The sequence below is a fragment of the Streptomyces sp. NPDC091292 genome, from assembly GCF_044757265.1.
Classification (GTDB): Bacteria; Actinomycetota; Actinomycetes; order Streptomycetales; family Streptomycetaceae; genus Streptomyces.
This window is the reverse complement of the sequence record NZ_JBIVUQ010000012.1, coordinates 152,563-177,267: the sequence shown is the minus strand read 5'-3', so window position 1 is coordinate 177,267 and position 24,705 is coordinate 152,563. Positions and strand designations below refer to the sequence as shown.

The window sequence follows — 24,705 nt, the reverse complement described above, 5'->3', positions numbered from 1 at the left end:
AATAGCCCGCGCTTGCAAGTATCGAGCGTCTGCAATTATTGTGTACGCAAGTTAACCGCTCTTGCAATCACCTGGGAAGGTCTCTCCCCATGCCTCTCGCCCTTCTGGCCCTCGCGATCGGGGCCTTCGGCATCGGCACCACGGAGTTCGTGATCATGGGTCTGCTGCCCGAGGTCGCCGGTGACTTCGGCGTGTCGATCCCGACCGCGGGCTTCCTCGTGACCGGCTACGCCCTGGGGGTCATGATCGGAGCGCCGATCATGACCGCCCTCGGCACCAAGGTGTCCCGCAAGCGGATGCTGATGGTGCTGATGGGGCTGTTCATCGTCGGCAACCTGCTGTCCGCCCTCGCCCCTGCCTTCGGCGTGATGCTCATCGGCCGCATCGTCGCCTCACTGGCGCACGGTGCCTTCTTCGGCATCGGCTCGGTCGTCGCGGCCGATCTGGTGGCGCCGGACAAGAAGGCCGGGGCCATCGCGATGATGTTCACCGGTCTGACCGTCGCCAATGTCGTCGGCGTACCGCTGGGCACGTTGCTCGGGCAGACCGCCGGCTGGCGTATCACCTTCGCCGCCGTGGCAGCGCTCGGCGTGATCGGCCTCGCCGGTGTCGCCAAACTGGTGCCGGAGCTGCCCAAGGCCGAAGGGGTACGGCTGCGCCATGAACTGGCCGCCTTCCGTAATGTGCAGGTCCTGCTCGCCATGGCGATGACGGTCCTGGGCTTCGGCGGTGTCTTCGCCGCCATCACCTACATCGCGCCGATGATGACGCACGTCGCCGGCTTCGCCGACACCTCCGTCACCTGGCTTCTCGTCCTGTTCGGCCTCGGCATGGTCGCCGGGAACCTGGTCGGCGGTAAGTTCGCCGACCGCGCCCTGATGCCCCTGCTGTACGTGGCCCTCGGCGCCCTCGCGGTCGTACTCGCCCTGTTCACCGTGACCGCACACCACAAGGTCGCGGCAGCCGTGACCATCGCACTCATCGGCGCCCTCGGCTTCGCGACCGTGCCGCCGCTCCAGAAGCGGGTGCTCGACCAGGCCAAGGGCGCGCCCACGCTCGCCTCGGCCGTGAACATCGGCGCCTTCAACCTCGGCAACGCCCTGTCGGCCTGGCTCGGAGGGCTCGTCATCGCCGCCGGGCTCGGCTACACCGCGCCGAACTGGGTGGGCGCGGCGCTCGCGGCGGCAGCGCTCGTACTGGCCGTGGTGTCGGCGACCCTGGAACGCCGTTCCGTGCGGGTCGGCCGGATCGTCACGGGCGCCCAGGCCGCCGGAGGGGTGGCAGTCGGCGGGGCGACGGCCGCAGAGGCGACCGCCACCGACCAGGCCGCTCAGGCGACGGTCGACCACCACTGACCCCGCCCGCTCGGCGCCCGGTGCTCCTCAGCTGGCCGCCAGTGTCATCGGGGCGAATCGCCGGTTCCAGTCGCCGGGCAGGTCCGGGACGCTGTGCACCATCACCGTGTTGAAGGCGACGGGCGCGAGACCGTGCTCCTTCAACCAGGTCAACAGCTCCTCGTGGCGTACGTCGATGTCCGTGCGCAGCGGTCGTACCGCCCGCGCGGCGAGCGAGGTGACGAGTGCCTTGGCCGTCTCCGTGTCCCGGGCGACCAGGGGTCCGACGACCTCGTGGTGCGTGTTGGGCCAGGCGGCGGCGTAGCCGATGATCTCTCCGTTCTCCACGGCGACCTGGAGCTGATCGGCGAAGGCCGGCAGGCGCGTGATCATGTGGGTGCGGTCGAGGCCGAACACCTCGCCGTCCAGACGGAGGATCGCGGTCAGATCCTCGGCGGTCGCGGGACGCGTCACGACCGACGCCGACGCCGATGCCCCGGTTCCGGTCGGCTCGGCTTCGGTCGGCTCGGCGGTGAAGGTGCCGATCACCATCTCGGCGCTGCCCACGGTCTTGAAGCCCAACTCCTCATAGAGCGGGCGGCCGTACGGCGTCGCATAGAGGGCGAGGGGTGTCGTGCCCGCCTCCGCGAGAACATGGCGCATCATCCGGCGTCCGACGCCCTGGCGCTCATACCGCTGGGCGACCAGCACCATCCCGATCGCCAGAAGGTCTGGGTCGTCCTGTCGGCCATAGGCGGTCACTACGGTGGCGCTCAACAGCCCCCGGCCGTCGGGGGCGTCGATGCCGTACCCCGTACCGGCGGCGAGCAGCAGACCCCATTTGTGGTCCTCGGGGGGCCAGCCGCGATCCTGGGAGAGTTCGGTACAGGCGGTGACGTCGCGGGGGGTCAGCCGGCGGATGGGCAGTGCGGAGAGGGAAGGTGTCGACACGCTGGTCAGGCTGTCTGACGCAGCCCCTCGGCGTCCACCGGTTTGCGCGCACTCGACCGTGCCTTTCGCCCACGCCGAGTGAGACCCCACGGCTTGAGGACGGAGACGGCCGTCATGAAGGCGTAGGCGCTGAGCGAGACCAGGGGCGGCGCGATGAGACGGGCCGCACTCTCGACCGGTACGCCGGCGACGGCCTGCGCGGCTGCGTCATTGACGCCCGGCCGCAGGGCGAAGGCCGACGCGGCGGTGGTGACGAGGGTGAGCCAGAACTTGGTGTAGACCCAGCGGTGCTGTGCCAGACCCCAGCGGGTACCGAGCGACAGGACAAGCCCGGTGCCCAGAGTGATCAGCGCCACCGGCAGGATCAGCCAGTCGGTGAACACCTTCATGGAGCGGTACGAGGCCTCCATGGCCCCCGTCGATCCGGTGGTGGCCGCGGTGACGGCGAGCGCTAGCAGCCCCAGCGAGAGGCCGAGCCAGCTCACGGAGAAGGTCACATGGGCGACAAGGAAGGCCCTGCGGGCCGAGCGGCGTAGTTTCACGTGAAACACCGTGCCGTGCGCGGCCCGGGGGGTCGTCTGCCAGCGGGAGTAACCCCGCGTACTGGCGTCGGAGTACGGGGGCGCTGCTGGCGATGTCTCGGTGTCTCGCTGGTTTGGTGGGGGCGGTTTGGTGGGGGCGGTTCGGTGGCTCAGCCCAGATCCGGCGCGTGCATCGCCCGTACGCCCTCGATGTTGCCGTCGAGGTAGTGGCGCAGGGAGAGCGGCACCAGGTGGACCGAGGCGATACCGACCCGGGTGAAGGGCACCCGGACGATCTCGTACTCGCCACAGGGTTCATCGATCTCGGGACCGTGCCGTTGGGTCTCGTCCAGGGATTCCAGCCGGCACACGAAGAAGTGTTGGACCTTCACTCCGGTCGACGCGCTGTCCTCGCCGATGTGCTCGACGGTGTCGACGAAGCAGGGCACCACATCGGTGATCTTGGCGCCGAGTTCCTCGTGGACTTCGCGGTGCAGGGCGTCGACGACGGTGGAGTCCTCCGGTTCCACTCCACCGCCCGGGGTGAGCCAGTAGGGATCTACGCCGGGCTTGGTCCGCTTGATCAGAACCAGGTCGTCTCCGTCGAGCAGGATGGCGCGTGCGGTGCGTTTGACCACGGGTCGAACGGTCATGGGAGAAATGTGGCCCGGCTGGTTCCACGTGAAACATTCCGCACGTCCGGCGGCCTCCCTCAGCCCCAGGCGCCCCCGGCCCGCAGCAGCCACTCATGTGCTCGTGCGATGTGGGGCATCGCCAGCGTCCCGGTACGGACCACGAGGAAGTACGTCCGCAGGGGCGGCACCGCGGGATCGAGCAGGGAGACGACATCGCCGCGCGCCAGGGCGGACGTACAGAGATAGTGCGGGAGTACGGCGAGTCCGGCGCCCGCGACGGCGCAGGAGAGGACCGCGCGCAGATCGGGGACGACGACCGTGCCGGACGCGGCGGGGACGGAGTCGAAGACGGCCGCCCAGTAGCGGGCCACGAACGGCAGCGACTCATGCACCTCGACCACCGGCAGGTTCTCCAGCGCGGGCGCTCCCTTGCGGCGCAGCTTGCCCGGACCGATCCGGGACGCCCAGTGGGGCGCGGCGACCAGGACGTGCTCCTCGTCGCAGAGGGGGGTCGCGGTGAGCAGGGCGCCACGCGGCCGGGCCGTGGAAATGGCCAGATCATGGTGTCCGGCGGCCAACCCCTCCAAGGTCTCCTCGGCGGTGCCGAACCAGGCGCGCAGCGCGAAGCCCTGGCCGTCGTGGCCGGTCAGCGCGGTGAGAGCGGGTAGGGCGCGCTCGGCGGTGAACTCGGGTGGACCGGCGAGATGCAGGGTGCGCAGCGAGGAGTCCTCGTCGAGACCGGTCTCCGTGATCTCCACGAGGGCGTCGAGATGGGGCGCGGCCTTGTGGGCGAGTTCGTCGCCGATCGTCGTGGGGGTGACCCCGCGGGCCTGGCGCAGGAAGAGGGGGCGGCCCAACTGGCGTTCCAGGGTGCGGATCTGGGACGTCACCGCGGGCTGTGAGAGGCCGAGCAGTGCGGCGGCCCGCGTGAAGGAGCCGGCCCGGTGCACAGTGACAAAGGTGCGCAGAAGGGCCAGATCCATGGCGCTCCCCTCCTCCCTGCCCTTGCCTTCACCCCCACCCTCCCCCTGTCACGCCAACTATAAATATGTCGATAGGTCTCTGTCGCTGGAGTGATTGGACACTGACAGAGAGTCAACTAGCCTTGTTCGCGCGGTTCTTCACCAAAGGAACCGGGACGGCCCGAGCCACGAGGGGGGAGGTTCGGGCCGTCCGCGAGACAGCCGCCCGAGGTGGCGTTCGCCCGCTGGGTCAGTTCGCTGTGGAATTCAAGGCGTTCAGGACGTCCGGGATCAGGTCCTGGGGGTCCTCTGCGCCTGCTGAGAAGCGGATGAAGCCTTCCGGTACGTTGTCTCCGCCCCAGCGGCGGCGGCGCTCGGCCGTGGAGCGTACGCCGCCGAAGCTCGTGGCGTCGTCCACGAGGGTCAGGGCCTCCAGGAAGCGTTCCGCGCGGGCGCGGGTGGGGAGCGTGAACGACACCACGCATCCGAAGCGCCGCATCTGGCGTGACGCGATCGGGTGGGAGGGGTCGTCGGGGAGTCCGGGGTAGCGCAGGTCCGTCACCTCGGGCCGGTCGCGCAGGGCTTCGGCGAGTGCGAGGGCGTTGGCGTTCTGCCGATCGGCGCGCAGGTGCAGGGTCGCCAGGGAGCGGTGGGCGAGCCATGCCTCCATCGGGCCCGGGATCGCTCCGACGATCTTCCGCCAGCGGCGTACGGCAGCGGCCCGTTCGGCGTCGCGGCAGGTGACGTAGCCGAGGAGGAGGTCGCCGTGGCCGGTCAGCTGCTTGGTGCCGCTGGCCACGGAGAAGTCGGCGCCGAAGTCCAGGGGGCGCTGGCCGAGCGGGGTCGCGAGGGTGTTGTCCACGGCGACGAGGGTGCCCTGCGCGTGCGCCGCGTCGATGAGCCGGCGCAGGTCGCAGACGTCGAGGCCGGGGTTCGACGGGGTCTCGATCCACAGCAGCCGGGCGCCGTCGAGCACAGCGAGCTGGCCGTCGCCGCCGGTGGGCGCGGTACGCACCTCGATGCCGTACGCCTGGAGCTGCTCGCGGACCAGGGGCAGGACCTGGTAGCCGTCGTTCGGGAGGACCACGGTGTCGCCCGCGCGGAGATGCGAGAAGAGGACGGCGGAGATGGCGGCCATGCCGGACGCGAAGACGAGCGTTTCGACGCCGTGGCTGTCGGCGCTCCCTTCGGGGCCGCTCTCCTGGCCGTCGGGGGCCGACAGGCCGTGCGGTGCCTCCAACTCGCTGATGGCCCGTTCCAGATGGGTCCAGGTCGGGTTCTCGTCCCGCCCGTACTTGTAGGGCCCCGTGACATCGCCCGAGAGGTGGAAGTGTGCCGCGAACACAGGCCCGGGGAGGGTCGGTTCATGGTTCACCGGCTCGGGCAGCCCGGCCCGCACCACGCGCGTACCGTCACCCGGCCCGCCCGCCCCCACTGCCCCCGCTCCCGTCGGAACGTCCGTCATGCCGCCTGTCCTTCCACTGCCTCGCGTACGGCGTCGAGCAGGCCCTCACTGGTCGCCTCGACCATCTCCAGGCACTCCTCGAACCCGTCGACCTCACCGTAGTAAGGGTCGGGTACGTCCAGGTCGGAGCCCGCGTCGGGGTCGTACGAGCGGAGCAACCGGACCTTCGCGGCGTCGGCCGGAGTGGGGGCGAGGCGGCGCAGCGCGCGCAGGTGCCCGGCGTCCAGTGCGATCACGAGGTCGAGCCGGTCGAACCACGAGGCCCGGAACCGCCGGGCCTCGTGGTCGCTCCCGTACCCGGCGGCCTCCAGGACGGACACCGTGCGCGGGTCGGCACCGTCGCCCTCGTGCCAGCCGTCGGTGCCCGCGCTGTCGACCTCGACACGGTCGCCGAGCCCGGCCTTCTCAACCCGCGCGCGGAACACGGACTCGGCCATGGGCGACCGGCAGATGTTGCCGGTGCAGACAAAGCAGACGCGATACGTCATGGGACGCGCTCAGTCCTTGTCGTCGGGCAGGACCACGTTCAGCGCCCAGGACACCACGGAGATGATCAGGCCGCCGAGGACCGCGGTCCAGAAGCCCTCCACATGGAAGCTGAGGTTCACCTTGTCCGCGAGCCAGGAGGTGAGCAGCAGCATCAGGGCGTTGACCACGAGCGTGATCAGCCCGAGGGTCAGAATGAACAGCGGGAAGGTGAGCACCTTGACGACCGGCTTGACCAGGAAGTTCACCAGACCGAAGAGCAGCGCCACGAGGATCAGCGTCAGCACCTTCTTGCCGGTGCTGTCGCCGGTGAGGGTGATCTTGTCGAGCAGCCAGATGGCGACGGCCAGGGCGCCCGCGTTGGCGAGCGTCTTGACTGCGAAGTTCAGCATGAGGGTTCCTCCATGGATACCGTCCGTACCTGGACGTGCGGCTGTGGCACGCCCCATGATCGGGATGTTGAACGCGGCGAACAAGGGCGGACAGAGGGCGATGAAGGCATTCCGACTGGATGAGCTGGAGACGGAACGGGCCGCGAACGACGGTGCGTACCTACAGTTTCTGCGTGAACGGAACATGTCGGTCGGCCTGTACGCGCTGGACGCCGGGACCCAGGATCCCCAGCAGCCGCACGCGCAGGACGAGGTGTACTTCGTGGTGAGCGGACGGGCGTCGATCACGGTCGGCATGGAGACGACCCAGGTGGCGCGGGGCAGTGTGATCTATGTGCCCGCGGGGGTCGCGCACAAGTTCCACCACATCACCGAGGATCTGCGGGTCCTGGTGATGTTCTCGCCGCCCGAGGGCTGACAACCGAGCCACCGTCCCTCAGTTCAGGAACGTCCGGGCCGGCTCCCGCGTTCCCTAGGGGGACGGTCAGGGGAGGACAAGGGATCGGCGGCATCCGCCGGCGTCCGCGCCGACCTAGCATCGAAGGCAGGTAATCGAAGGCTGCGGTGGTGTGGGAAGCGGCACCGCGCACGTACGGAAGTGAGGCAGGACGATGGCTGTGCGAGAAATCTACGCGGGCATGCCGTGGTGGGTGAAGTGGGTCGCGGTGCCGGTCATCGCCCTGGTCGTGTTCGGCGGGCTGATCGTCGGCATCCTCTCCTTCCTGGTGGGGCTGCTCTTCAAGGTCCTGGTGTTCGTGGCCCTGGTCGCCGGACTCGTTTACGTGGTACGGAAGTTCATGTCGAGTTCATCGTCACGCGGCGACTGGTAGCCGCCGACGCCCCTGCTCGCCGACGCCTCCGACACGGCCCGCATGCTACGGACCGCACGCCACGGGCCCCTACGACACGGGCGTCGCGTGACGCAAGGCACAGTCCCTCGCCCGGGGGAAGTTTTCTCCGGCGGCCCTGATCGTCCGGGGCGGACCATTACAGTCCGGAATTCCCACCCGCTTCCGGAGTGCGCCTTGGCCACGGTCGACGACAGCCGCCCGACCCTCATCGGGTCGGTGCAGCGTGCCCTCCGCCTGCTGGAGGCCGCGGCCTCGCACGCGGACGGGGCGCCGGCGAAGCAACTCGCGCGCGAGGCGGGGGTCGCCCTCCCCACCGCGTACCACCTGCTGCGCACCCTGGCCCACGAAGGCTATGTACGCCGTGAGCGAGGGGTGTTCCTGCTCGCCGAGGCGGCCCGGCGGCTGGGCGGTGGTGCCGCTCAGCAGAATCGTCGCAGCATGATCAACGACGCGCTGGCGCACTGGCGCGACGCCCTCGGTGTGCCCGTGTACTTCGCCGTCTACCGCGAGGGCGAGATCGAGGTCGTGGCGATCGCCGATACCCCCGCCAACCCGGCCGTCCAGGAGTGGGCCGACTTCCGCGAAACCGGGCATGCCCACGCCATCGGGCAGTGTCTGCTGTCCCAACTCGACGAAGAGGCCAGGCGCGACCATCTCGACCGGCACCCCGTGGGATATGTCACGCCGTACTCCGTCCGTGACGAGCGGACCCTGCTGCGGCGCCTCGCCGCGGTGGAGCGGACCCGGCCGGTGGTCGAGCATCAGGAGTACGCGCTCGGCACGGTCTGTGCCGCGATTCCGCTCACCGCGGGCTCCACCGTGGCGGCCATGGCGATCTCCCTGCCCGCACATCAGGCGGAGCGGTTGCTCCCGGCGATCGGCCTGCTCCAAGTCGAGGTGGGAAAGCTACTAAAGACACTCGGTTTCTCTATCAGCATCTGAAAACTCACTCCTTGTGATCTGTCGTGTACTTTAAGCAAGATGCCATGAGCGTCAGGGGGATGATTCCTGGCCAGTCGACAGCACACGACGGGGTAGGCGATGAGTGAGTCGGTACACGCAGAGGTCATGATGAGCTTTCTCGTCTCCGAGGAACTCACCTTCCGTATTCCCGTCGAGCTGCGGTACAGGAGCGACGATCCGTATGCCGTGCGGCTGACCTTCCATCTGCCCGGAGACGCGCCCGTGAGCTGGACGTTCGGGCGTGAACTGCTGGTCGACGGGGTCGCCGAACCCTGCGGGGACGGCGATGTGCACATCGCGCCCGGCGACCAGGACCTCCTCAGCGAGGTCCTCATCACGCTTCAGGTGGGCAGCGACCAGGCGGTGTTCCGGGCCGGGATCGCGCCACTGATCGCGTTTCTCGACCGGACGGACAAGCTGGTGCCCCTGGGGCAGGAGCGCTCTTTGGCCGGATTTGAATCCCTCCTCGACGAGACGCTGGACCGGATCCTGGCCGAGGAGCAGAGCGCCGGGTGAACAGGGATGGCCGAGGGAACGGTCGAGGGGATGGGCGAGGTCGCGGGCCCACGGCGCCCAAGACGCCGTAACGCTTCACCGAACGCACCGCACGCGCAGGGCACCCGCCCTGCCGTAACGCTTCAGCGCTTGCGCCGCTTGCCCCGTCCGCCCCGCATCGGAACCCGCGCCCCCAGCGCGTCCACGCGCCCCCCCAGCGCGCCGCCAAGCGCCCCTGAGCCCCCGCCCGGCACCTCCGCGCCCCGGCCGCCCTGTACCCCCACGCCCCCGCCCGGCACCCCCGCGCCGGCGAGCGCCGGGCCCGCTCCCTCGCCCGGCCGGTCCGCCGCCACCACGAGCGCGGCCAGCGCCGTCGTCACCGGCACCGAGGCGACCAGGCCGATGGAGCCGACGAGCGTGCGCACGATCTCCTCGGCCACCAACTCACTGGTGGCGACGGTCCCCACACTGCTCTGCGCGATCGAGAACAGCAGCAGCAGCGGCAGCGCCGCGCCCGCGTAGGCCAGGACCAGCGTGTTCACGACGGACGCGATGTGGTCGCGGCCGATCCGGATGCCCGCGCGGTAGAGCGCCCGCCGGCCCATCGTCGGATCCGCCTGGTGCAGCTCCCACACCGCCGACGTCTGCGTCACCGTCACATCGTCGAGGACACCCAGCGAACCGATGATGACGCCCGCGAGCAGCAGACCGCTCATGTCGATCGACGGATAGAGCCCGTGGATCAGACCGGTGTTGTCGTCGGTGTTGCCCGAGAGCGCGGCCCAGCCGATGAACAGCGAACCGAGCAGCCCGATCAGCAGCAGCGACACGAGCGTGCCGAGCACCGCGACGGACGTACGGGCCGTCAGCCCATGGCACAGATAGAGCGCGATCAGCATGATGGCGCTCGCCCCGACCACCGCGACGACCAGCGGATTCGAACCCTGGAGGATCGCCGGCAGGATGAAGAAGGTCAGCACGAGGAAGCTCGCGGCCAGCGCGACCAGCGCCATCAGCCCGCGCAGCCGGCCCACCACGACCACCGCGACCGCGAAGATCCCGGCCAGCAGCGCCATCGGAATCTTCCGGTCCACATCGGTCACCGCGTACTGCAACTCCCGTGGCGCGTCCGGGGCGTAGGCGACGATGACCTTCTGGCCCGTGTGCAACTGCCGTGGTGAGTCGGGCTGCACGATCTCCGTGAACGTACGGCCCTTGTCCTTGCCCGTGGTGACCTCGACGGTCGCCTTGCCGCAGCTGCCGGTCGACTGCTGCTGGGCCGAGCTGCCCTCGGCGGTCGACGTGTCGCCGGTGGGGGTGTCGCCGGAGGCGTTCACGGACCTGCAGTCCACGCGGTCGACACGGGTGATCTGCGCCTGCTGCGTCTGCCGGTCGAAGCCGACGCCCGTGCGCTCGTGGGGCGGTGCGCCGCCGGGCCAGAGCACGACGAGGCCCACGGCGACCGCCGCCGCGAAGGGGATCAGGATCGCGGCGATGACCTTGCGCAGATGCCGCGAGACCGGGGCGGCCGGACCGTGCCCATGGCCATGCCCATGCCCATGGCCCGCGCCGTGCGGGTGGCCGTGGCCGTGGTCGCCGTCGGCGGGGCCGTGCGGGCCGGGGCCGGACGGCGGAACGGGGGGCTGCTGCGAGGTCGTCACCGCCCGATCATCGCAAGAACGCCGGAGGCCCACTGTTCAGCACGCCCGATATGACGCTAGCGTGGAGGCACCTTTGCACACGCGGGAGCTCGGAGCACCGGGCTGAGAGGGCGCTGACCTCCGTAAACGGACGTACTCGCACGACGAGTCGGCCTACGGAATCCGCTGCGTCGACCGCCGAACCTGTTACCGGGTAATGCCGGCGTAGGGAGTAGGTCACATGACCATCAAGGACGCACGCCCGCCCGCCTCAAATCAGGACGAATCGGGAAACCAGGGTGAATCGGGCGAAAGGTCAATCGGCTGGCACAAGGGCTATGTCACCGGCGCGACCGGTACCCGCCCCGATCTGCGGGTGCCGGTCCGCCAGGTCCACCTCACCAACGGCCGGACGGTCACGCTGTACGACACCTCCGGGCCGTACACCGATCCGTCGACCGGGACCGACGTACGGCGCGGACTTCCGCCGCTGCGCGAGAACTGGATCGTCGCGCGCGGCGACACCGAGGAGTACGCGGGCCGGGCGGTCCGGCCCGAGGACGACGGGATCAAGCACACCTCGCCGCGCGGCGGACTCCGCAATCTCGACGCGGTGTTCCCCGGTCGGCCACGGCAGCCGCGCCGGGGCCGCACCGGGACGCCGGTGACCCAACTCGCGTACGCGCGGCGGGGCGAGATCACGCCCGAGATGGAGTTCGTGGCGCTCCGGGAGAACGTCGAACCCGAGGTCGTACGGGCGGAGATCGCGGCGGGGCGCGCCGTGCTGCCCGCCAACGTCAACCACCCCGAGATCGAACCGATGATCATCGGCAAGCGGTTCCTGGTGAAGGTCAACGCCAACATCGGGAACTCCGCGGTGACCTCGTCGATCGAGGAGGAGGTGGAGAAGATGACCTGGGCGACCCGCTGGGGCGCCGACACCGTCATGGACCTCTCCACCGGCCGCAACATCCACACCACCCGCGAATGGGTGCTCCGCAACTCCCCCGTCCCGATCGGAACGGTGCCGCTCTACCAGGCGTTGGAGAAGGTGGACGGCAGAGCGGAGGAGCTGACCTGGGAGATCTACAAGGACACGGTCGTCGAACAGGCCGAGCAGGGCGTCGACTACATGACGGTGCACGCGGGCGTGCGGCTGCCCTTCGTGCCGCTCACCGCGAACCGCAAGACCGGCATCGTCTCGCGTGGCGGCTCGATCATGGCGGCGTGGTGCCTGGCGCACCACAAGGAGTCGTTCCTGTACGAGAACTTCGAGGAGCTGTGCGAGATCCTTGCGGCGTACGACGTGACGTACTCACTCGGCGACGGGCTGCGCCCCGGTTCCATCGCCGACGCCAACGACGAGGCACAGTTCGCGGAGCTGCGGACGCTCGGTGAGCTGAACACGATCGCCAAGCGGATGAACGTGCAGACGATGATCGAGGGCCCGGGACATGTCCCGATGCACAAGATCAAGGAGAACATCGACCTCCAGCAGGAGATCTGCGAAGAGGCGCCGTTCTACACCCTCGGCCCGCTCACCACGGACATCGCGCCCGCGTACGACCACATCACCTCGGGCATCGGCGCCGCGATGATCGCCTGGTGGGGCACCGCGATGCTCTGCTACGTCACGCCGAAGGAGCACTTGGGCCTGCCCAACCGCGACGACGTGAAGACCGGTGTCATCACATACAAGATCGCGGCGCACGCGGCCGACCTCGCCAAGGGGCATCCCGGCGCGCAGGAGTGGGACGACGCGCTGTCCGACGCCCGCTTCGAGTTCCGCTGGGAGGACCAGTTCAATCTGGCGCTCGACCCGGACTCGGCCCGCGCATTCCACGACGAGACCCTGCCGGCCGAGCCCGCGAAGACGGCCCACTTCTGCTCGATGTGCGGGCCGAAGTTCTGCTCGATGAAGATCTCGCAGGACATCCGCCGTGAGCACGGCGGCGGTTCGGGCGCAGGGGCGGTTGCCGGGACGGGTGTCGCATCGGGCACCGCGGCGAGTACCGATGTGGAGATCGAGGAGGGTATGCGGCAGAAGTCGAAGGAGTTCGCGGCGAGCGGGAACCGGGTGTATCTGCCGCTCGTTGACTGAGGCGATGGCGCCCCCAAGTTCCGGGCCACTGGGCCCGGTTCCTGGGGAACCCCACCGCTCACTGGCGCCGTCGGCCGGGACCCCGTACCGCCGTCGCCAGTCCGGCCGTCGCTAGTCCGGCCGGTGGTCGGGGCCGCCGAAGTCCGGGCTGGTGAAGTCCGGGCTCGAATAGCTCGGGCGCGGACCGGAGTTCGATCCGCCGTCCGGGCTGCTGAAGCCCGGACGGTTGTAGCCCAGGTGCGGCATCCGGTTGGCGGCCGGGCGTGACGGCCCTGAGGTCGTCGCGGCCGGATCGGCGAGGGCCTCACGGAGGAACGGCATGATGCCGCGCTCCAGAAGCGCGTCGTGCCACGCCTCTCTGGCCAGTTCGACCTTCTCGTCGAGTTCGTCGTCCTCGTCGGCGTGGAGCGAGGTGGCGTCGTTGCGCAGGGCGGTGAGCAGCAGTCCGGTCCCGGCGACGAGGATCGCCGCCGCGGTGACCGCGCCGAACACCCACCCCGTGGTGAGCAGGGTCCGGGCGAACGCCTGCTCGGGGTCGAGCACTCTCAGGAGGTATCCGACGAGGAGGAATATCACGGCCGCCGCCCCCGCGAGGACGGGCGCGAGGACCGCGAGGACGGCCACGACACCGGCGCCCGCCGGCTCGGTGACCTCCCCCATGGTGGTGGCGATGCCCACGGTGCCCGAACCGGACTCCGTGGATCCGTTCCTTGTGGTGGCGGGACCTGTCCTCCGTGAGGGCGCACGCCGTTCCTCACGGACCTGCACGAACTGCTGGTACTCGGCCGCGGCGGCGGCCGTGATCAGCGCGGTGGCGTTGAGCGCCATGGTGCGCAACTGCTCGGTGTTGAGCCGACGACCGACCGCTTGGAGTTCAGGTCGGTACGGGGCGGCGCGCAGCGCCTCGTCGAGGAACCGCTCGTACTCCTGGCGGTCCTCACTCAGCAGGTGCTGCGGAACGCTGTTCATGTGCATCCCCCGATGCTCCGTAGGGCTTGGGGCTCGCATGGCTGCGAGCCGTCGGGCAGAAACGGAGGGGAGCCTGCTACGGATAAGCCGATGGTAGAGCGGTCACGGCACACGGTGACAGGGGGTTTCCGAAAATTGGCTCCCCGGCCAGGGGGACCCTCCGGTTCTGCGTCTGCCCGGGGAACGCTCAGCTATCCAGGGGGAGCTGACAGACCAGTAGCTTTCCGGCCATGGTCACTCCGCCGTCCATGGCGATGGCCAGCCCGTCGGCGTACACATGCGGTCCCTCGACGGTGGGACCCGCACCGCCCTCGCCGTCCTCGGACCCGACCTCGCCGAGGAGATACGGAATGGGGCTGTGACCATGGACGACGCGGGTGCCGCCGTAGGTGGCGAGGAGTTTGCGGGCGGCCTCGGGGCCCGACTCGTCGCGGAACGCGAAGCGCTTGGTGAGCTTGCGGAAGACATCCCAGCACTCGTCGGCGTCATTGCGCGTCAGGGTCTCGCGGACGGTGTCGTTGACCGCTTCGATCGAGTCGCCGTAGTCGAGATAGGCGGTCGTGTCGGAGTGCACGAGCAGATGGCCGTCCTCCGCCTCCATCGCGTCGAGGCGGGCCATCCACTGGAGATGGTGGTCCTGGAGCCGGTCCATGTCCGACTTCTGGCCGCCGTTGAGCAGCCAGGCGGCCTGGAAGGTGGCGGTGCCCGCGCCCGAGTTGACGGGCGTGTCGCCGAAGCGGCGGGCGCCGAGCAGCAGCAGTTCGTGGTTGCCCATGAGGGCCTTGCAGTAGCCGCCGGCCGCCGCGGCCTCGGCGGACAGCCGCATCACGAGGTCGATGACGCCGATGCCGTCGGGGCCGCGGTCGGTGAAGTCGCCGAGGAACCACAGGCGCGCGGTGCCCGCGGACCAGTTGCCGGCCTCGTCGATGAGGCCCTTCTCGCGCAGCGCGACGACCAGCTCGTCGAGATAGCCGTGCACATCGCCGACGACATACAGCGGTCCGAGCCCTTCCGGACCGCGCGGATCCGGTACGGGGTCGGGCACGACCGGCACCTGGAGGGTGTCCCCCCGGTTGATGATCGGAAGGTCGCGCTGGGTGGGGGTGTAGCCCTCCGGCTCGTCGGCCGGCTCCTCACCCTCGCCGGGCGCGCCGGACGGACCGGTCTCATGGACGTACGCCGGCACCCGGAAGTCGCGCAGCGTCGCCGTCCGTACGTCGGGTCCCTGACCGGCCCCCTGAACCATCGACCCCTCCACCACCTTGCGCCGCAACTGCACCGGATTCGGACTGCCTGGTCGCAGCGGCCCGCGGTGTCGTCCGCCCATCATAGGAATGCGGATCGCGCTGTGTGATGACCCAGGGGTGGTGAATCGGAGCAGGACCCCGGCTCACCGAGCTTTTCTCCCGAATTGGGTGGAGGTCGCCTCGGGTCTGAAGGCGCCCCCCACCCCTTTCGCGATGTCCCCCACCCTTCCGGAGGTGGGGCTACCCCTGCGAAGGAGACCGCGGCGGGCTGACGGTCGTGCGCGGCGGGCGCCGCTCGGACGACGTGCGCACGATCAACTCCGTCGGTATCACCTGCTCGACGGGCTGGTCCGAATCGATCCCCTCGATCGCGTCGATGAGGAGTTGTACGACGGCCGTGCCGATCCGGCGCGGCTTCAGTGAGAGCGTGGTGATCGGCGGTTCGGTGGTGGCGTACACGGTCGACTCGCTGCAGCAGACGAGGAGGAGGTCCTCCGGGACGCGCAGTCCGTAGCGCCGGGCGGCGGCGAGCAGGTCCGTGCCGTTGGGGTCGAACAGACCGTAGACGGCGTCGGGCCGGTCGGGGCGCGCGAGCAGCCGGTCGGCGGCGACGGCCCCCGCGCACGGGTCGTGCGCGGGGTACGCCTCGTACACCGGGTCCTGCCCCACCCGCTCGCACCAGCGCAGATAGGCGGTGGTGGAGAGATGCGTGTACGTGTCCGTGGTGGTGCCCGTGAGCAGGCCGATGCGTCGGGCGCCGGCCTCGGCGAGATGGTCGAGGATGCCGAGGACGGCGGCTTCGTGGTCGTTGTCCACCCAGGCCGTGACCGGCAGCGAGCCGCCGGGGCGGCCGTCCGAGACGACGGGCAGGCCCTGGCGGACGAGTTCGGAGACGACCGGATCCTTGTCCGACGGATCGATGACGACCGTGCCGTCGAGCGCCACGTTCGACCAGACGTCGACCGGGCTGCGGCGGGAGGTCGCCGGGAGGATCACGAGGGCGTACCCCCGGGCGAGAGCGGCCGAGGTCGCGGCTCTCGCCATCTCCGCGAAGTACGCGAATTCCGTGAAGGTGAAAGGTTCATCCCCGTACGTCGTCACGGTCAGTCCGATGAGTCCTGACTTACCGGTGCGGAGCGTGCGGGCGGCGGCCGACGGGCGGTAGCCCAGTCGGTCGGCGACCTCGCGTACGTGGCGTCGGGTGGCGTCCGGTAACCGGCCCTTCCCGTTGAGGGCGTCCGAGACCGTCGTGATGGAGACACCGGCGGCGGCGGCCACGTCTCTGATGCCCGCTCGGCCCGGCCGGCCGCCACGGCGGGAGGTTTCCGCCCGGCTCACCTGGTGCTTCCCTGCTGCTGTCATGGCGAGCCGATAGTAGGGCTCAGGGGGTGGGGTGGTGCGGACGCATATTCACGCGTTGACAGGCACGTTTCTGCATGGCGAATGGGGGTCAATTGCCTTGCAAACAAAGGGAGTTGAGCCTCCAGCGAGTGATTGGGCGCTTGTCAGCCTGTATGGGCCTGCCAAATGAGCCATGTTTCGAAGAGGTCTCAACTCACCTTCACGGGGGATGCGCGCCACGGCGCGAGCCACCGGCGCGCGGCGGGGGAGTAAATGCTCCCCCTGAAATCGGGGCCGATTGCGGTCTCCCGGGCCGCGTGATCCAGCGGGTCTCCGGGGTTGGTGTCCGATGGCCGGGGCCCGGAGTCCGATGGCCGGAGTCCGGCGTTCGACGGCCGGACTCCGGAGCCGGGGCCGTTCAGCCATTCGCAGCGGGCGTCCCGCCTCTTAAGGTGGGCCATATGCCGATCGGCGAGTTCGCAGACGCACGAGGAGGACGACGGTGAGCGAGACGAACCCCAGGCTGCGCGCCGAGCTGGAGGGCATCCCCGCCTATACGCCGGGCAAGCCCGCGGACGCGGGGCGGGTCGCGTACAAGTTGTCCTCCAACGAGAACCCCTATCCGCCGCTGCCCGGGGTGATGGAGCAGGCCGTCGCCGCTGCCGGGTCGCTCAACCGCTACCCGGACATGGCGTGCACCGGGCTGATGAGCGAGCTGGCGGACCGTTTCGGCGTGCCCCTCTCGCACCTCGCCACCGGCACCGGCTCGGTCGGCGTCGCGCAGCAGCTGCTCCAGGCCACGTCGGGCCCCGGCGACGAGGTGATCTACGCCTGGCGGTCCTTCGAGGCGTACCCGATCATCACGCAGGTCAGCGGGGCGCGTTCGGTGCGGGTGCCGCTGACCCCGGGCGAGGTGCACGACCTGGACGCGATGGCGGACGCGATCACCGAGCGCACCCGGCTGATCTTCGTCTGCAACCCGAACAACCCGACCGGCACGGTGGTGCGCAGGGCGGAGCTGGAACGGTTCCTCGACCGGGTGCCCGGCGATGTGCTGGTGGTGCTCGACGAGGCGTACCGGGAGTTCATCCGCGATCCCCAGGTGCCGGACGGCGTGGAGATCTACCGTGAGCGGCCGAACGTCTGTGTGCTGCGGACCTTCTCGAAGGCGTACGGGCTCGCCGGGCTGCGGGTCGGTTTCGCCATCGCCCATGAGCCGGTCGCGGCGGCGCTGCGGAAGACGGCGGTCCCGTTCGGTGTGACGCAGATCGCGCAGGACGCGGCGGTCGCCTCGCTGCGGGCCGAGGACGAACTGCTCGGGCGGGTCGGCTCCCTGGTCAGCGAGCGTGCGCGGGTCGTGAAGACGCTGGCGGCGCAGGGCTGGACGGTGCCCGAGACGCAGGCGAACTTCGTCTGGCTGCGGCTGGGAGAGCGGACCCTGGACTTCGCGGCGGCGTGCGACAAGGCGGGTGTGGTCGTACGGCCGTTCGCCGGCGAAGGGGTGCGGGTCACGATCGGGGAGACCGAGGCGAACGACATCTTCCTGCACACGGCGGAGACGTTCCACAAGGAGCTTCAGCCGTAGCGTCAGCCGCAGTTGCGCGGGCCATATGCCCTTAAGTGGGGCATATGGGGGCATGGTTGGGCGGTGCTGAGCAGTACCGATCGGGGCGGCCGGGGCTCTCCAGGGGGCTTCCGTCGCCCCGTCGGCATGTCCGGAGCGGGTCGCGCGCTGGTGGGTTCGCCCCGGTTCGAGGGGCGACTGCGGGTAAGGGGGACCCCCCTGGAAGAGCGGGTCGGTGGTAGTACATAATGCTTGTGAATGTGAACGCGTTCACAAGCTCGCCCGGATGATCCTGTTATGCGGGTGATCAAAGGGGCAAACTGCCGCTGTGAACACGGCACGTAAGGAGAAGGAGACGTGAACCTCGCTCTGGCGCCGGAGACCCTGGCGCGATGGCAGTTCGGCATCACCACCGTCTACCACTTCCTGTTCGTCCCGCTGACGATCTCGCTCGCGGCGCTGACCGCCGGCTTGCAAACGGCGTGGGTGCGGACGGGCAAGGAGAAGTACCTCAGAGCGACCAAGTTCTGGGGCAAGCTCTTCCTGATCAATATCGCCATGGGCGTGGTCACCGGCATCGTGCAGGAGTTCCAGTTCGGCATGAACTGGTCCGACTACTCACGCTTCGTCGGGGACATCTTCGGAGCGCCCCTCGCCTTCGAGGCGCTGATCGCCTTCTTCTTCGAGTCCACCTTCATCGGGCTGTGGATCTTCGGCTGGGACAAGCTCCCCAAGAAGATCCACCTCGCCACGATCTGGATGGTCGCGATCGGGACGATCCTCTCCGCGTACTTCATCCTCGCGGCCAACTCCTGGATGCAGCACCCGGTCGGCTACAAGATCAACCAGGCGGCGGGCCGGGCCGAACTCACCGACTTCTGGGCCGTGCTGAGCCAGAACACGACGCTCACCGTGGTGTTCCACACCCTCACGGCCGCGTTCCTCACCGGCGGCGCGTTCATGGTCGGCATCGCCGCCTATCACCTCGCGCGCAAGAAGCACATCCCCGTGATGAAGACCTCACTGCGCCTCGGCCTGGTGACCGTCATCATCGCCGGAGCGCTCACCGCCCTCAGCGGAGACCGGCTCGGCAAGGTGATGTTCGAGCAGCAGCCCATGAAGATGGCCGCGGCCGAAGCGCTCTGGGACGGGCAGACATCGGCACCGTTCTCCCTCTTCGCGTACGGCGATGTCGACAAGGGCCACAACACCGTGGCCATCGAGATCCCCGGGATACTGTCCTTCCTCGCCCACGACGACTTCAACTCGTTCGTCCCCGGCATCAACGACATCAACAAGGCGGAGCAGCAGAAGTACGGGCCCGGCGACTACCGCCCCAACATCCCCGTCGCCTTCTGGGCCTTCCGCTGGATGATCGGCTTCGGGATGGCGTCCTTCGCCATCGGCATCCTCGGACTCTGGCTGACCCGCAAGAAGTTCCTGCTCCCCCAGCATCTGCGCGTCGGCGAGGACGAGACACCGAACCTGGTGCTGTTCCGCAACAAGGCCCTCAGCCCGAAGTTCACGAACTGGTACTGGGTCGTGGCCCTGTGGACGCTCGCCTTCCCGCTGATCGCCAACTCATGGGGCTGGATCTTCACCGAGACGGGCCGCCAGCCCTGGGTCGTCTACGGCGTCCTCCAGACCCGGCACGCGGTCTCCCCCAGCGTCTCCCAGGGCGAGGTCATCGCCTCGATGACCGTCTTCACCCTGCTGTACGCGATCCTCGCCGTCATCGAGGTCAAGCTGCTCGTGAAGTACGTCAAGGCCGGGCCGCCGGAGCTGACGGAGGCCGACCTCAATCCGCCCACCAAGATCGGCGGCGACCGCGATCCCGACCGGCCGATGGCCTTCTCGTACTGAGAGACAGGAGCTGAGGCATGCAACTCCACGACGTCTGGTTCGTGCTCATCGCGGTCCTCTGGATCGGCTACTTCTTCCTGGAGGGCTTCGACTTCGGGGTCGGTGTCCTCACCAAGCTGCTCGCCCGGAACCGGACCGAGAAGCGCGTCCTGATCAACACGATCGGTCCGGTCTGGGACGGCAACGAGGTGTGGCTGCTCACCGCGGGCGGCGCGACCTTCGCCGCTTTCCCCGAGTGGTACGCGACCCTGTTCTCCGGGTTCTATCTGCCGTTGCTGATCATCCTGGTCTGCCTGATCGTGCGCGGCGTCGCCTTCGAGTACCGCGCCAAGCGGCCCGAGGAGAACTGGCAGCGCAACTGGGAGAACGCGATCTTCTGGGCATCGCTGATCCCCGCCGTGCTCTGGGGCGTCGCCTTCGGCAACATCGTGCGCGGCGTGAAGATCGACGCGGACATGGAGTACGTGGGCAACTTCTGGGATCTGCTCAACCCGTACGCGATTCTCGGCGGACTGGTGACGCTGACCCTGTTCACCTTCCACGGCGCGGTGTTCGTGGCGCTCAAGACCCTGGGGGACATCCGGGAACGGGCCCGTAAGCTCGCCACCCTGGTCGGGCTCCTCACGGCGGTCCTGGCGCTCGGCTTCCTGATCTGGACCCAGCTCGACAAGGGCGACGGCTGGAGCCTGATCGCCATGATCGCCGCCGTGGTCGCCCTGGTCGCCGCGCTCGGCGCCAATCTGGCAGGGCGGGAAGGCTGGTCGTTCGCGTTCTCGGGCATCACGATCATCGCGGCCGTCGCGATGCTCTTCCTGACGCTCTTCCCGAACGTCATGCCGTCCTCGCTCGACCCGGCCTGGAGCCTCACGGTCACCAACGCCTCGTCGACCCCCTACACCCTGAAGATCATGACGTGGTGTGCCGGGATCGCGACGCCGGTCGTGCTGCTCTACCAGTCCTGGACGTACTGGGTGTTCCGCAAGCGGATCGGCACCCACAGCATCGCCGCGGATGCCGCGCACTGAGCGGATGGCGCGTACTGAGCGGATGGCGCGCACTCGTCCCCTACCGTCCGGGGTGTTTCACGTGAAACATCCCGGATCGACCCCGAGGGTGTGTTTCACGTGAAACCGATCGACCCGCGTCTGCTCCGCTACGCCCGTGCCACCCGCCTCTTCCTGGCCGCCGTGGTGGGCCTCGGGCTGGTCGGGGCGGGGTTGGTCGTCGCTCAGGCCATGCTCATCGCCGAGGTGGTCGTCGGGGCCTTCCAACACGGCCTCGGGGTCGAGGCGTTGCGTACACCGCTGCTCCTTCTGGTGGCGGTCGCGCTGGGCCGCGCTCTCGTCGGCTGGCTCACCGAACTCGCCGCTCACCGGGCGAGCGCGGCCGTCAAGTCCGAGCTGCGCGGGCGGCTCCTCGACCGGGCGGGGGCGCTCGGGCCCGGGTGGCTGAGTGGGCAGCGGACCGGGTCGCTGGTGGCGCTGGCCACCCGGGGGATCGACGCGCTGGACGACTACTTCTCGCGCTACCTCCCGCAGTTGGGGCTCGCGATCGTGGTGCCGGTCGCGGTGCTCGCCCGGATCGTCACGGAGGACTGGGTCTCCGCCGCGATCATCGTCGGCACCCTGCCGCTCATCCCCGTCTTCATGGTGCTCATCGGCTGGGCCACACAGTCCCGGATGGACCGTCAGTGGCGGCTTCTCTCCCGACTGTCGGGCCACTTCCTCGATGTCGTCGCGGGCCTGCCCACCCTCAAGGTGTTCGGCCGGGCCAAGGCACAGGCCGAGTCGATCCGGCGTATCACCGACGCATACCGGCAGGCGACGGTCCGTACGCTGCGGATCGCCTTTCTGTCGTCCTTCGCCCTGGAACTCCTCGCGACCCTGTCGGTTGCCCTGGTCGCCGTCACCATCGGGATGCGCCTGGTCCACGGCGAGATGGATCTCTACATCGGCCTGGTCATCCTGATCCTGGCGCCCGAGGCGTATCTGCCGGTACGGCAGGTCGGGGCGCAGTACCACGCGGCGGCTGAGGGGCTTGCGGCGGCGGAGGAGATCTTCGCCGTGCTGGAGGTGCCGGTGCCGGAGGTGGGCACGGGTGCTGTGCCGGCGCTCCGGGGCGATGGCGGGGTGGCCGAGGAGGCGATCCGGTTCGACGGAGTGACCGTCCGCTACCCGGGGCGGTCGGCCGACGCCGTCGCCGACGCGTCGTTCAGCGTCGCGCCCGGCGAGACCGTGGCCCTCGTCGGGCCCAGTGGCGCCGGGAAGTCGACGCTTCTCGCGGTGGCCCTCGGCTTCGTACGGCCCGATGCGGGACGGGTGTTGATCGGGGGCGCCGACCTCACGGGCCTCTCCCCTGACGACTGGCACGCCCAGGTGGCGTGGGTGCCGCAACACCCTCATCTGTACGCGGCGTCGATCGCCGAGAACGTACGCCTGGCGCGGCCCGACGCCGACGACACCGCCGTACGCGGGGCGCTACGGGACGCCGGGGCGCTGGAGTTCGTGGACGCGCTGTCCGACGGCGTGGACACGGTGCTCGGTGAGGACGGTGCCGGGCTGTCGGCCGGGCAGCGGCAACGGCTCGCGCTGGCACGGGCGTTCCTCGCGGACAGGCCGGTGCTGCTGCTCGACGAGCCGACGGCCTCGCTCGACGGGGACACCGAGGCCGAGGTCGTGGAGGCGGTGCGGCGGCTGGCGGTGGGGCGGACCGTGCTGCTGGTGGTGCATCGGCCGGCGCTGCTTTCGGTCGCGGACCGGGTGGTGCGGTTGGCGGTGCCGGGGGAGCGGGTGCGGGGGGCGGAGTTGGGGTCGGGGTCCGGTGCCGGGGTGGCGGGGGCCCGGGTGCCGGTCGTGGCTGGGGTGCCGGCGCCCGCGTCTTCGTCCGATTTCGGCAGCTCCGTGGACCCGTCCGGTGGGGCGCTCGGTGATTCCTTCGGGGGCTTTCTCGACGGGGTTCCCGAGGCGGGGCGGCCGGTTGACGGCGGTGCGGAAGGTGGCGGCGGGGAAGGTGGCGGTGGTGACGTGCCTTCCGGGGGATCCGCTGGCCCGGTGGGGCGCGGCGGTGTACTCGGTCGGGTGCGGGCGATGGCCGGGCCCCGGCGCGGGCGGCTCGCCCTCGCCCTGCTGCTCGGCAGTCTCGCGCTCGGCAGTGCCGTCGGGCTCATGGCCACGTCCGGCTGGCTGATCTCCCGGGCCTCCGAGCAGCCGCCCGTGCTGTATCTGATGGTCGCCGTCACCGCGACCCGCGCCTTCGGCATCGGGCGGGCGGTGTTCCGGTACGCCGAGCGGCTGGTGTCGCACGACGCGGTGCTGCGGATGCTGGCCGACACCCGGGTCGCCGTCTACCGGCGCCTCGAACGGCTCGCGCCCGCCGGGCTGCGGACCACCCGGCGCGGTGACCTGCTGTCGCGGCTCGTCGCCGACGTCGACGCGTTGCAGGACTACTGGCTGCGCTGGCTGCTGCCCGCCGGCTGCGCCGTCGCCGTGTCCGCCGCGTCCGTCGGCTTCACCGCCTGGCTGCTGCCCGAGGCCGGTGCCGTACTCGCCGTGGGCCTGCTCGTCGCCGGGGCGGGCGTACCGCTGCTCTCCGGAGCCGTCGCCCGCCGTGCCGAGCGGAGGCTGGCTCCCGCACGCGGGGCGCTGGCCACCCGGGTCACCGAGCTGCTCACCGGGACCGCCGAGTTGACGGTCGCCGGCGCGCTGCCCGCCCGTACCGCGCAGGTCGGGCGGGCCGACGGGGTGCTCACCCGGATCGCGTCCCGGGCGGCGACGGCCACCGCGCTCGGCGACGGGCTGATCGCGCTCGCCTCCGGGCTGACCGTGACGGGCGCCGCGTTCGTCGGCGCGCGGGCGGTCGCGGACGGGCGGCTGAGCGGCGTTGCGCTGGCCGTCGTCGTCCTCACTCCGCTCGCCGCGTTCGAGGCGGTCATGGGGATGCCGCTCGCCGTGCAGTACCGGCAGCGGGTCCGCAGGAGCGCCGAGCGGGTCCATGAAGTGCTGGACGCCCCCGTCCCCGTACACGAACCCGAGGTGCCGGGTGAGGCGCCCGGATCGCCGTTCCCGCTGGAGCTGCGGGGGCTGCGGGCGCGGTACGCGGGGCAGGCGAGGGACGCGCTCGGCGGGGTCGATCTGACGCTGGAGCGGGGGCGCAGGGTCGCCGTGGTCGGTCCGTCAGGGTCGGGCAAGACGACGCTCGCGCAGGTGTTGTTGCGGTTCCTCGACGCGGGCGGCTCGGGCGGTGGGGGCGGCGCGGATGGTGCGTCCGGCGCGACTGGTTCGCAGGGTTCGTACACGCTCGGCGGAGTGGACGCGTACGGGCTCGACGGGGACACCGTGCGGCGGTTCGTCGGGCTGTGCGCGCAGGACGCGCACCTCTTCGACAGCTCGGTACGCGAGAACCTGCTCCTTGCCCGCAAGGACGCGACCGGCGCCGAGCTGCGGGACGCGCTCGGCCGGGCCCGGCTCCTGGACTGGGTGGACTCGCTGCCCGACGGCATCGACACCCTGGTGGGCGAACACGGCGCACGGCTCTCCGGCGGGCAGCGGCAGCGGCTCGCGCTGGCCCGCGCGCTCCTGGCCGACTTCCCCGTGCTGGTCCTGGACGAGCCCGCCGAGCATCTGGACCTGCCGACCGCCGACGCCCTCACGGCCGATCTGCTGGCCGCGACCGAAGGCCGTACGACGCTGCTGATCACGCATCGGCTCGCGGGGCTGGACGCGGTGGACGAGGTGATCGTCCTCGACGGGGGACGGGTGGCGCAGCGCGGCCGGTACGCCGAGCTGATCGCGGTCGACGGGCCGCTGCGGCGGATGCGGGAGCGGGAGGGGGCGGCGGATTTGCTGGCCCTGGGCGGGTAGCGGGCTGCCCGTACAGGGCACGGGGCGCCGACTTTCCCGTACAAATAGGAATAACTAGGCTCAGGG

21 protein-coding genes and 1 riboswitch are annotated in these 24,705 nt (G+C 70.0%); of the genes, 10 read left to right on the top strand and 11 right to left on the bottom strand.

Annotated elements, in window-relative coordinates; translation table 11 throughout:
• The first annotated feature begins 89 nt into the window (after positions 1-89).
• A complete protein-coding gene (locus ACIQNU_RS28590) occupies positions 90-1,355 on the top strand; it encodes an MFS transporter (protein ID WP_401371932.1) in 1,266 nt (421 codons plus the stop codon).
• A gap of 27 nt (positions 1,356-1,382) precedes the next feature.
• On the opposite strand, the gene ACIQNU_RS28585 is transcribed toward ACIQNU_RS28590, so the two are convergent.
• From ACIQNU_RS28585 to ACIQNU_RS28555, 7 genes are all read right to left on the bottom strand, one after another.
• Positions 1,383-2,285, bottom strand: coding sequence for a GNAT family N-acetyltransferase (locus ACIQNU_RS28585; RefSeq protein WP_401371930.1), 903 nt, complete (start codon positions 2,283-2,285; stop codon positions 1,383-1,385).
• Between the two features lie 5 nt (positions 2,286-2,290).
• Complete coding sequence (locus ACIQNU_RS28580; RefSeq protein WP_401371928.1) at positions 2,291-2,827, bottom strand: DUF2269 domain-containing protein; 537 nt, start codon at positions 2,825-2,827, stop codon at positions 2,291-2,293.
• Between the two features lie 149 nt (positions 2,828-2,976).
• Positions 2,977-3,459: an NUDIX domain-containing protein gene (locus ACIQNU_RS28575; RefSeq protein ID WP_401371927.1), complete on the bottom strand. Its 483-nt coding sequence runs from the start codon at positions 3,457-3,459 to the stop codon at positions 2,977-2,979.
• Between the two features lie 59 nt (positions 3,460-3,518).
• On the bottom strand, positions 3,519-4,424 hold the full coding sequence (locus ACIQNU_RS28570; protein WP_401371926.1) for a LysR family transcriptional regulator: 906 nt from the start codon (positions 4,422-4,424) through the stop codon (positions 3,519-3,521).
• A 229-nt stretch (positions 4,425-4,653) separates the two neighbouring features.
• Positions 4,654-5,868 carry a cystathionine gamma-lyase gene (locus ACIQNU_RS28565; RefSeq protein WP_401371924.1) on the bottom strand — a complete coding sequence of 405 codons (1,215 nt, stop codon included), beginning with the start codon at positions 5,866-5,868 and terminating at the stop codon, positions 4,654-4,656.
• Entirely contained in the window at positions 5,865-6,356 is a 492-nt protein-coding gene (locus tag ACIQNU_RS28560) for a low molecular weight protein-tyrosine-phosphatase (RefSeq protein WP_401371922.1), read from the bottom strand. Before ACIQNU_RS28560 ends, ACIQNU_RS28565 begins: the two co-directional genes overlap by 4 nt.
• Positions 6,357-6,365: 9 nt before the next feature.
• Positions 6,366-6,746 carry a phage holin family protein gene (locus ACIQNU_RS28555; RefSeq protein ID WP_401371920.1) on the bottom strand — a complete coding sequence of 127 codons (381 nt, stop codon included), beginning with the start codon at positions 6,744-6,746 and terminating at the stop codon, positions 6,366-6,368.
• A gap of 100 nt (positions 6,747-6,846) precedes the next feature.
• Here ACIQNU_RS28555 and ACIQNU_RS28550 point away from each other — a divergent pair, with 100 nt between their 5' ends.
• The 4 genes from ACIQNU_RS28550 (at position 6,847) to ACIQNU_RS28535 (ending at position 9,076) form a co-directional block, all read left to right on the top strand.
• The gene (locus ACIQNU_RS28550) at positions 6,847-7,164 is read left to right on the top strand and encodes a cupin domain-containing protein (protein ID WP_401371918.1); all 318 of its coding nucleotides are present in this window, start codon (positions 6,847-6,849) and stop codon (positions 7,162-7,164) included.
• A 199-nt stretch (positions 7,165-7,363) separates the two neighbouring features.
• On the top strand, positions 7,364-7,576 hold the full coding sequence (locus ACIQNU_RS28545; protein WP_401372077.1) for a DUF5326 family protein: 213 nt from the start codon (positions 7,364-7,366) through the stop codon (positions 7,574-7,576).
• 195 nt (positions 7,577-7,771) lie between these two features.
• Positions 7,772-8,539, top strand: a complete 768-nt coding sequence (locus ACIQNU_RS28540) for an IclR family transcriptional regulator (RefSeq protein ID WP_401371916.1) — start codon at positions 7,772-7,774, stop codon at positions 8,537-8,539.
• A 99-nt stretch (positions 8,540-8,638) separates the two neighbouring features.
• Positions 8,639-9,076: an SsgA family sporulation/cell division regulator gene (locus ACIQNU_RS28535; RefSeq protein ID WP_401371914.1), complete on the top strand. Its 438-nt coding sequence runs from the start codon at positions 8,639-8,641 to the stop codon at positions 9,074-9,076.
• A gap of 122 nt (positions 9,077-9,198) precedes the next feature.
• On the opposite strand, the gene ACIQNU_RS28530 is transcribed toward ACIQNU_RS28535, so the two are convergent.
• Positions 9,199-10,716 carry a YibE/F family protein gene (locus tag ACIQNU_RS28530; RefSeq protein WP_401371912.1) on the bottom strand — a complete coding sequence of 506 codons (1,518 nt, stop codon included), beginning with the start codon at positions 10,714-10,716 and terminating at the stop codon, positions 9,199-9,201.
• A 71-nt stretch (positions 10,717-10,787) separates the two neighbouring features.
• A riboswitch (TPP riboswitch) is annotated at positions 10,788-10,944 on the top strand.
• On the opposite strand from ACIQNU_RS28530, the gene thiC reads away from it, so the two are divergent.
• Entirely contained in the window at positions 10,937-12,796 is a 1,860-nt protein-coding gene (gene thiC, locus ACIQNU_RS28525; RefSeq protein ID WP_401371910.1) for a phosphomethylpyrimidine synthase ThiC, read from the top strand. Its footprint overlaps the riboswitch before it by 8 nt.
• Before the next feature lie 111 nt (positions 12,797-12,907).
• Here thiC and ACIQNU_RS28520 read toward each other — a convergent pair whose 3' ends face one another.
• From ACIQNU_RS28520 to ACIQNU_RS28510, 3 genes are all read right to left on the bottom strand, one after another.
• Complete coding sequence (locus ACIQNU_RS28520) at positions 12,908-13,771, bottom strand: hypothetical protein (protein WP_401371909.1); 864 nt, start codon at positions 13,769-13,771, stop codon at positions 12,908-12,910.
• A gap of 181 nt (positions 13,772-13,952) precedes the next feature.
• Positions 13,953-15,011, bottom strand: a complete 1,059-nt coding sequence (locus ACIQNU_RS28515) for a metallophosphoesterase (RefSeq protein ID WP_401371908.1) — start codon at positions 15,009-15,011, stop codon at positions 13,953-13,955.
• A gap of 241 nt (positions 15,012-15,252) precedes the next feature.
• Positions 15,253-16,374, bottom strand: coding sequence for a LacI family DNA-binding transcriptional regulator (locus ACIQNU_RS28510; RefSeq protein ID WP_401371906.1), 1,122 nt, complete (start codon positions 16,372-16,374; stop codon positions 15,253-15,255).
• Between the two features lie 481 nt (positions 16,375-16,855).
• Between ACIQNU_RS28510 and hisC the strand changes: the two genes are divergently transcribed.
• The 4 genes from hisC (at position 16,856) to cydD (ending at position 24,639) form a co-directional block, all read left to right on the top strand.
• A complete protein-coding gene (gene hisC / locus ACIQNU_RS28505) occupies positions 16,856-17,938 on the top strand; it encodes a histidinol-phosphate transaminase (RefSeq protein WP_401371904.1) in 1,083 nt (360 codons plus the stop codon).
• A 336-nt stretch (positions 17,939-18,274) separates the two neighbouring features.
• The gene (locus ACIQNU_RS28500; RefSeq protein ID WP_401371902.1) at positions 18,275-19,780 is read left to right on the top strand and encodes a cytochrome ubiquinol oxidase subunit I; all 1,506 of its coding nucleotides are present in this window, start codon (positions 18,275-18,277) and stop codon (positions 19,778-19,780) included.
• 17 nt (positions 19,781-19,797) lie between these two features.
• Positions 19,798-20,805 carry a cytochrome d ubiquinol oxidase subunit II gene (cydB, locus tag ACIQNU_RS28495; RefSeq protein ID WP_401371900.1) on the top strand — a complete coding sequence of 336 codons (1,008 nt, stop codon included), beginning with the start codon at positions 19,798-19,800 and terminating at the stop codon, positions 20,803-20,805.
• A 99-nt stretch (positions 20,806-20,904) separates the two neighbouring features.
• Positions 20,905-24,639, top strand: coding sequence for a thiol reductant ABC exporter subunit CydD (cydD, locus tag ACIQNU_RS28490; RefSeq protein WP_401371899.1), 3,735 nt, complete (start codon positions 20,905-20,907; stop codon positions 24,637-24,639).
• Positions 24,640-24,705: the final 66 nt, after the last annotated feature.

Bases quoted from the DNA above. Each gene is read 5' to 3' on its own strand.
- ACIQNU_RS28515 (WP_401371908.1), bottom strand. From the start codon at position 15,011: ATGGTTCAGGGGGCCGGTCAGGGACCCGACGTACGGACGGCGACGCTG.
- ACIQNU_RS28550 (WP_401371918.1), top strand. From the start codon at position 6,847: ATGAAGGCATTCCGACTGGATGAGCTGGAGACGGAACGGGCCGCGAAC.
- ACIQNU_RS28555 (WP_401371920.1), bottom strand. From the start codon at position 6,746: ATGCTGAACTTCGCAGTCAAGACGCTCGCCAACGCGGGCGCCCTGGCC.
- cydB (WP_401371900.1), top strand. From the start codon at position 19,798: ATGCAACTCCACGACGTCTGGTTCGTGCTCATCGCGGTCCTCTGGATC.
- ACIQNU_RS28565 (WP_401371924.1), bottom strand. From the start codon at position 5,868: ATGACGGACGTTCCGACGGGAGCGGGGGCAGTGGGGGCGGGCGGGCCG.
- ACIQNU_RS28560 (WP_401371922.1), bottom strand. From the start codon at position 6,356: ATGACGTATCGCGTCTGCTTTGTCTGCACCGGCAACATCTGCCGGTCG.
- ACIQNU_RS28535 (WP_401371914.1), top strand. From the start codon at position 8,639: ATGAGTGAGTCGGTACACGCAGAGGTCATGATGAGCTTTCTCGTCTCC.
- ACIQNU_RS28520 (WP_401371909.1), bottom strand. From the start codon at position 13,771: ATGCACATGAACAGCGTTCCGCAGCACCTGCTGAGTGAGGACCGCCAG.
- ACIQNU_RS28570 (WP_401371926.1), bottom strand. From the start codon at position 4,424: ATGGATCTGGCCCTTCTGCGCACCTTTGTCACTGTGCACCGGGCCGGC.
- ACIQNU_RS28590 (WP_401371932.1), top strand. From the start codon at position 90: ATGCCTCTCGCCCTTCTGGCCCTCGCGATCGGGGCCTTCGGCATCGGC.
- ACIQNU_RS28510 (WP_401371906.1), bottom strand. From the start codon at position 16,374: ATGACAGCAGCAGGGAAGCACCAGGTGAGCCGGGCGGAAACCTCCCGC.
- ACIQNU_RS28575 (WP_401371927.1), bottom strand. From the start codon at position 3,459: ATGACCGTTCGACCCGTGGTCAAACGCACCGCACGCGCCATCCTGCTC.
- thiC (WP_401371910.1), top strand. From the start codon at position 10,937: ATGACCATCAAGGACGCACGCCCGCCCGCCTCAAATCAGGACGAATCG.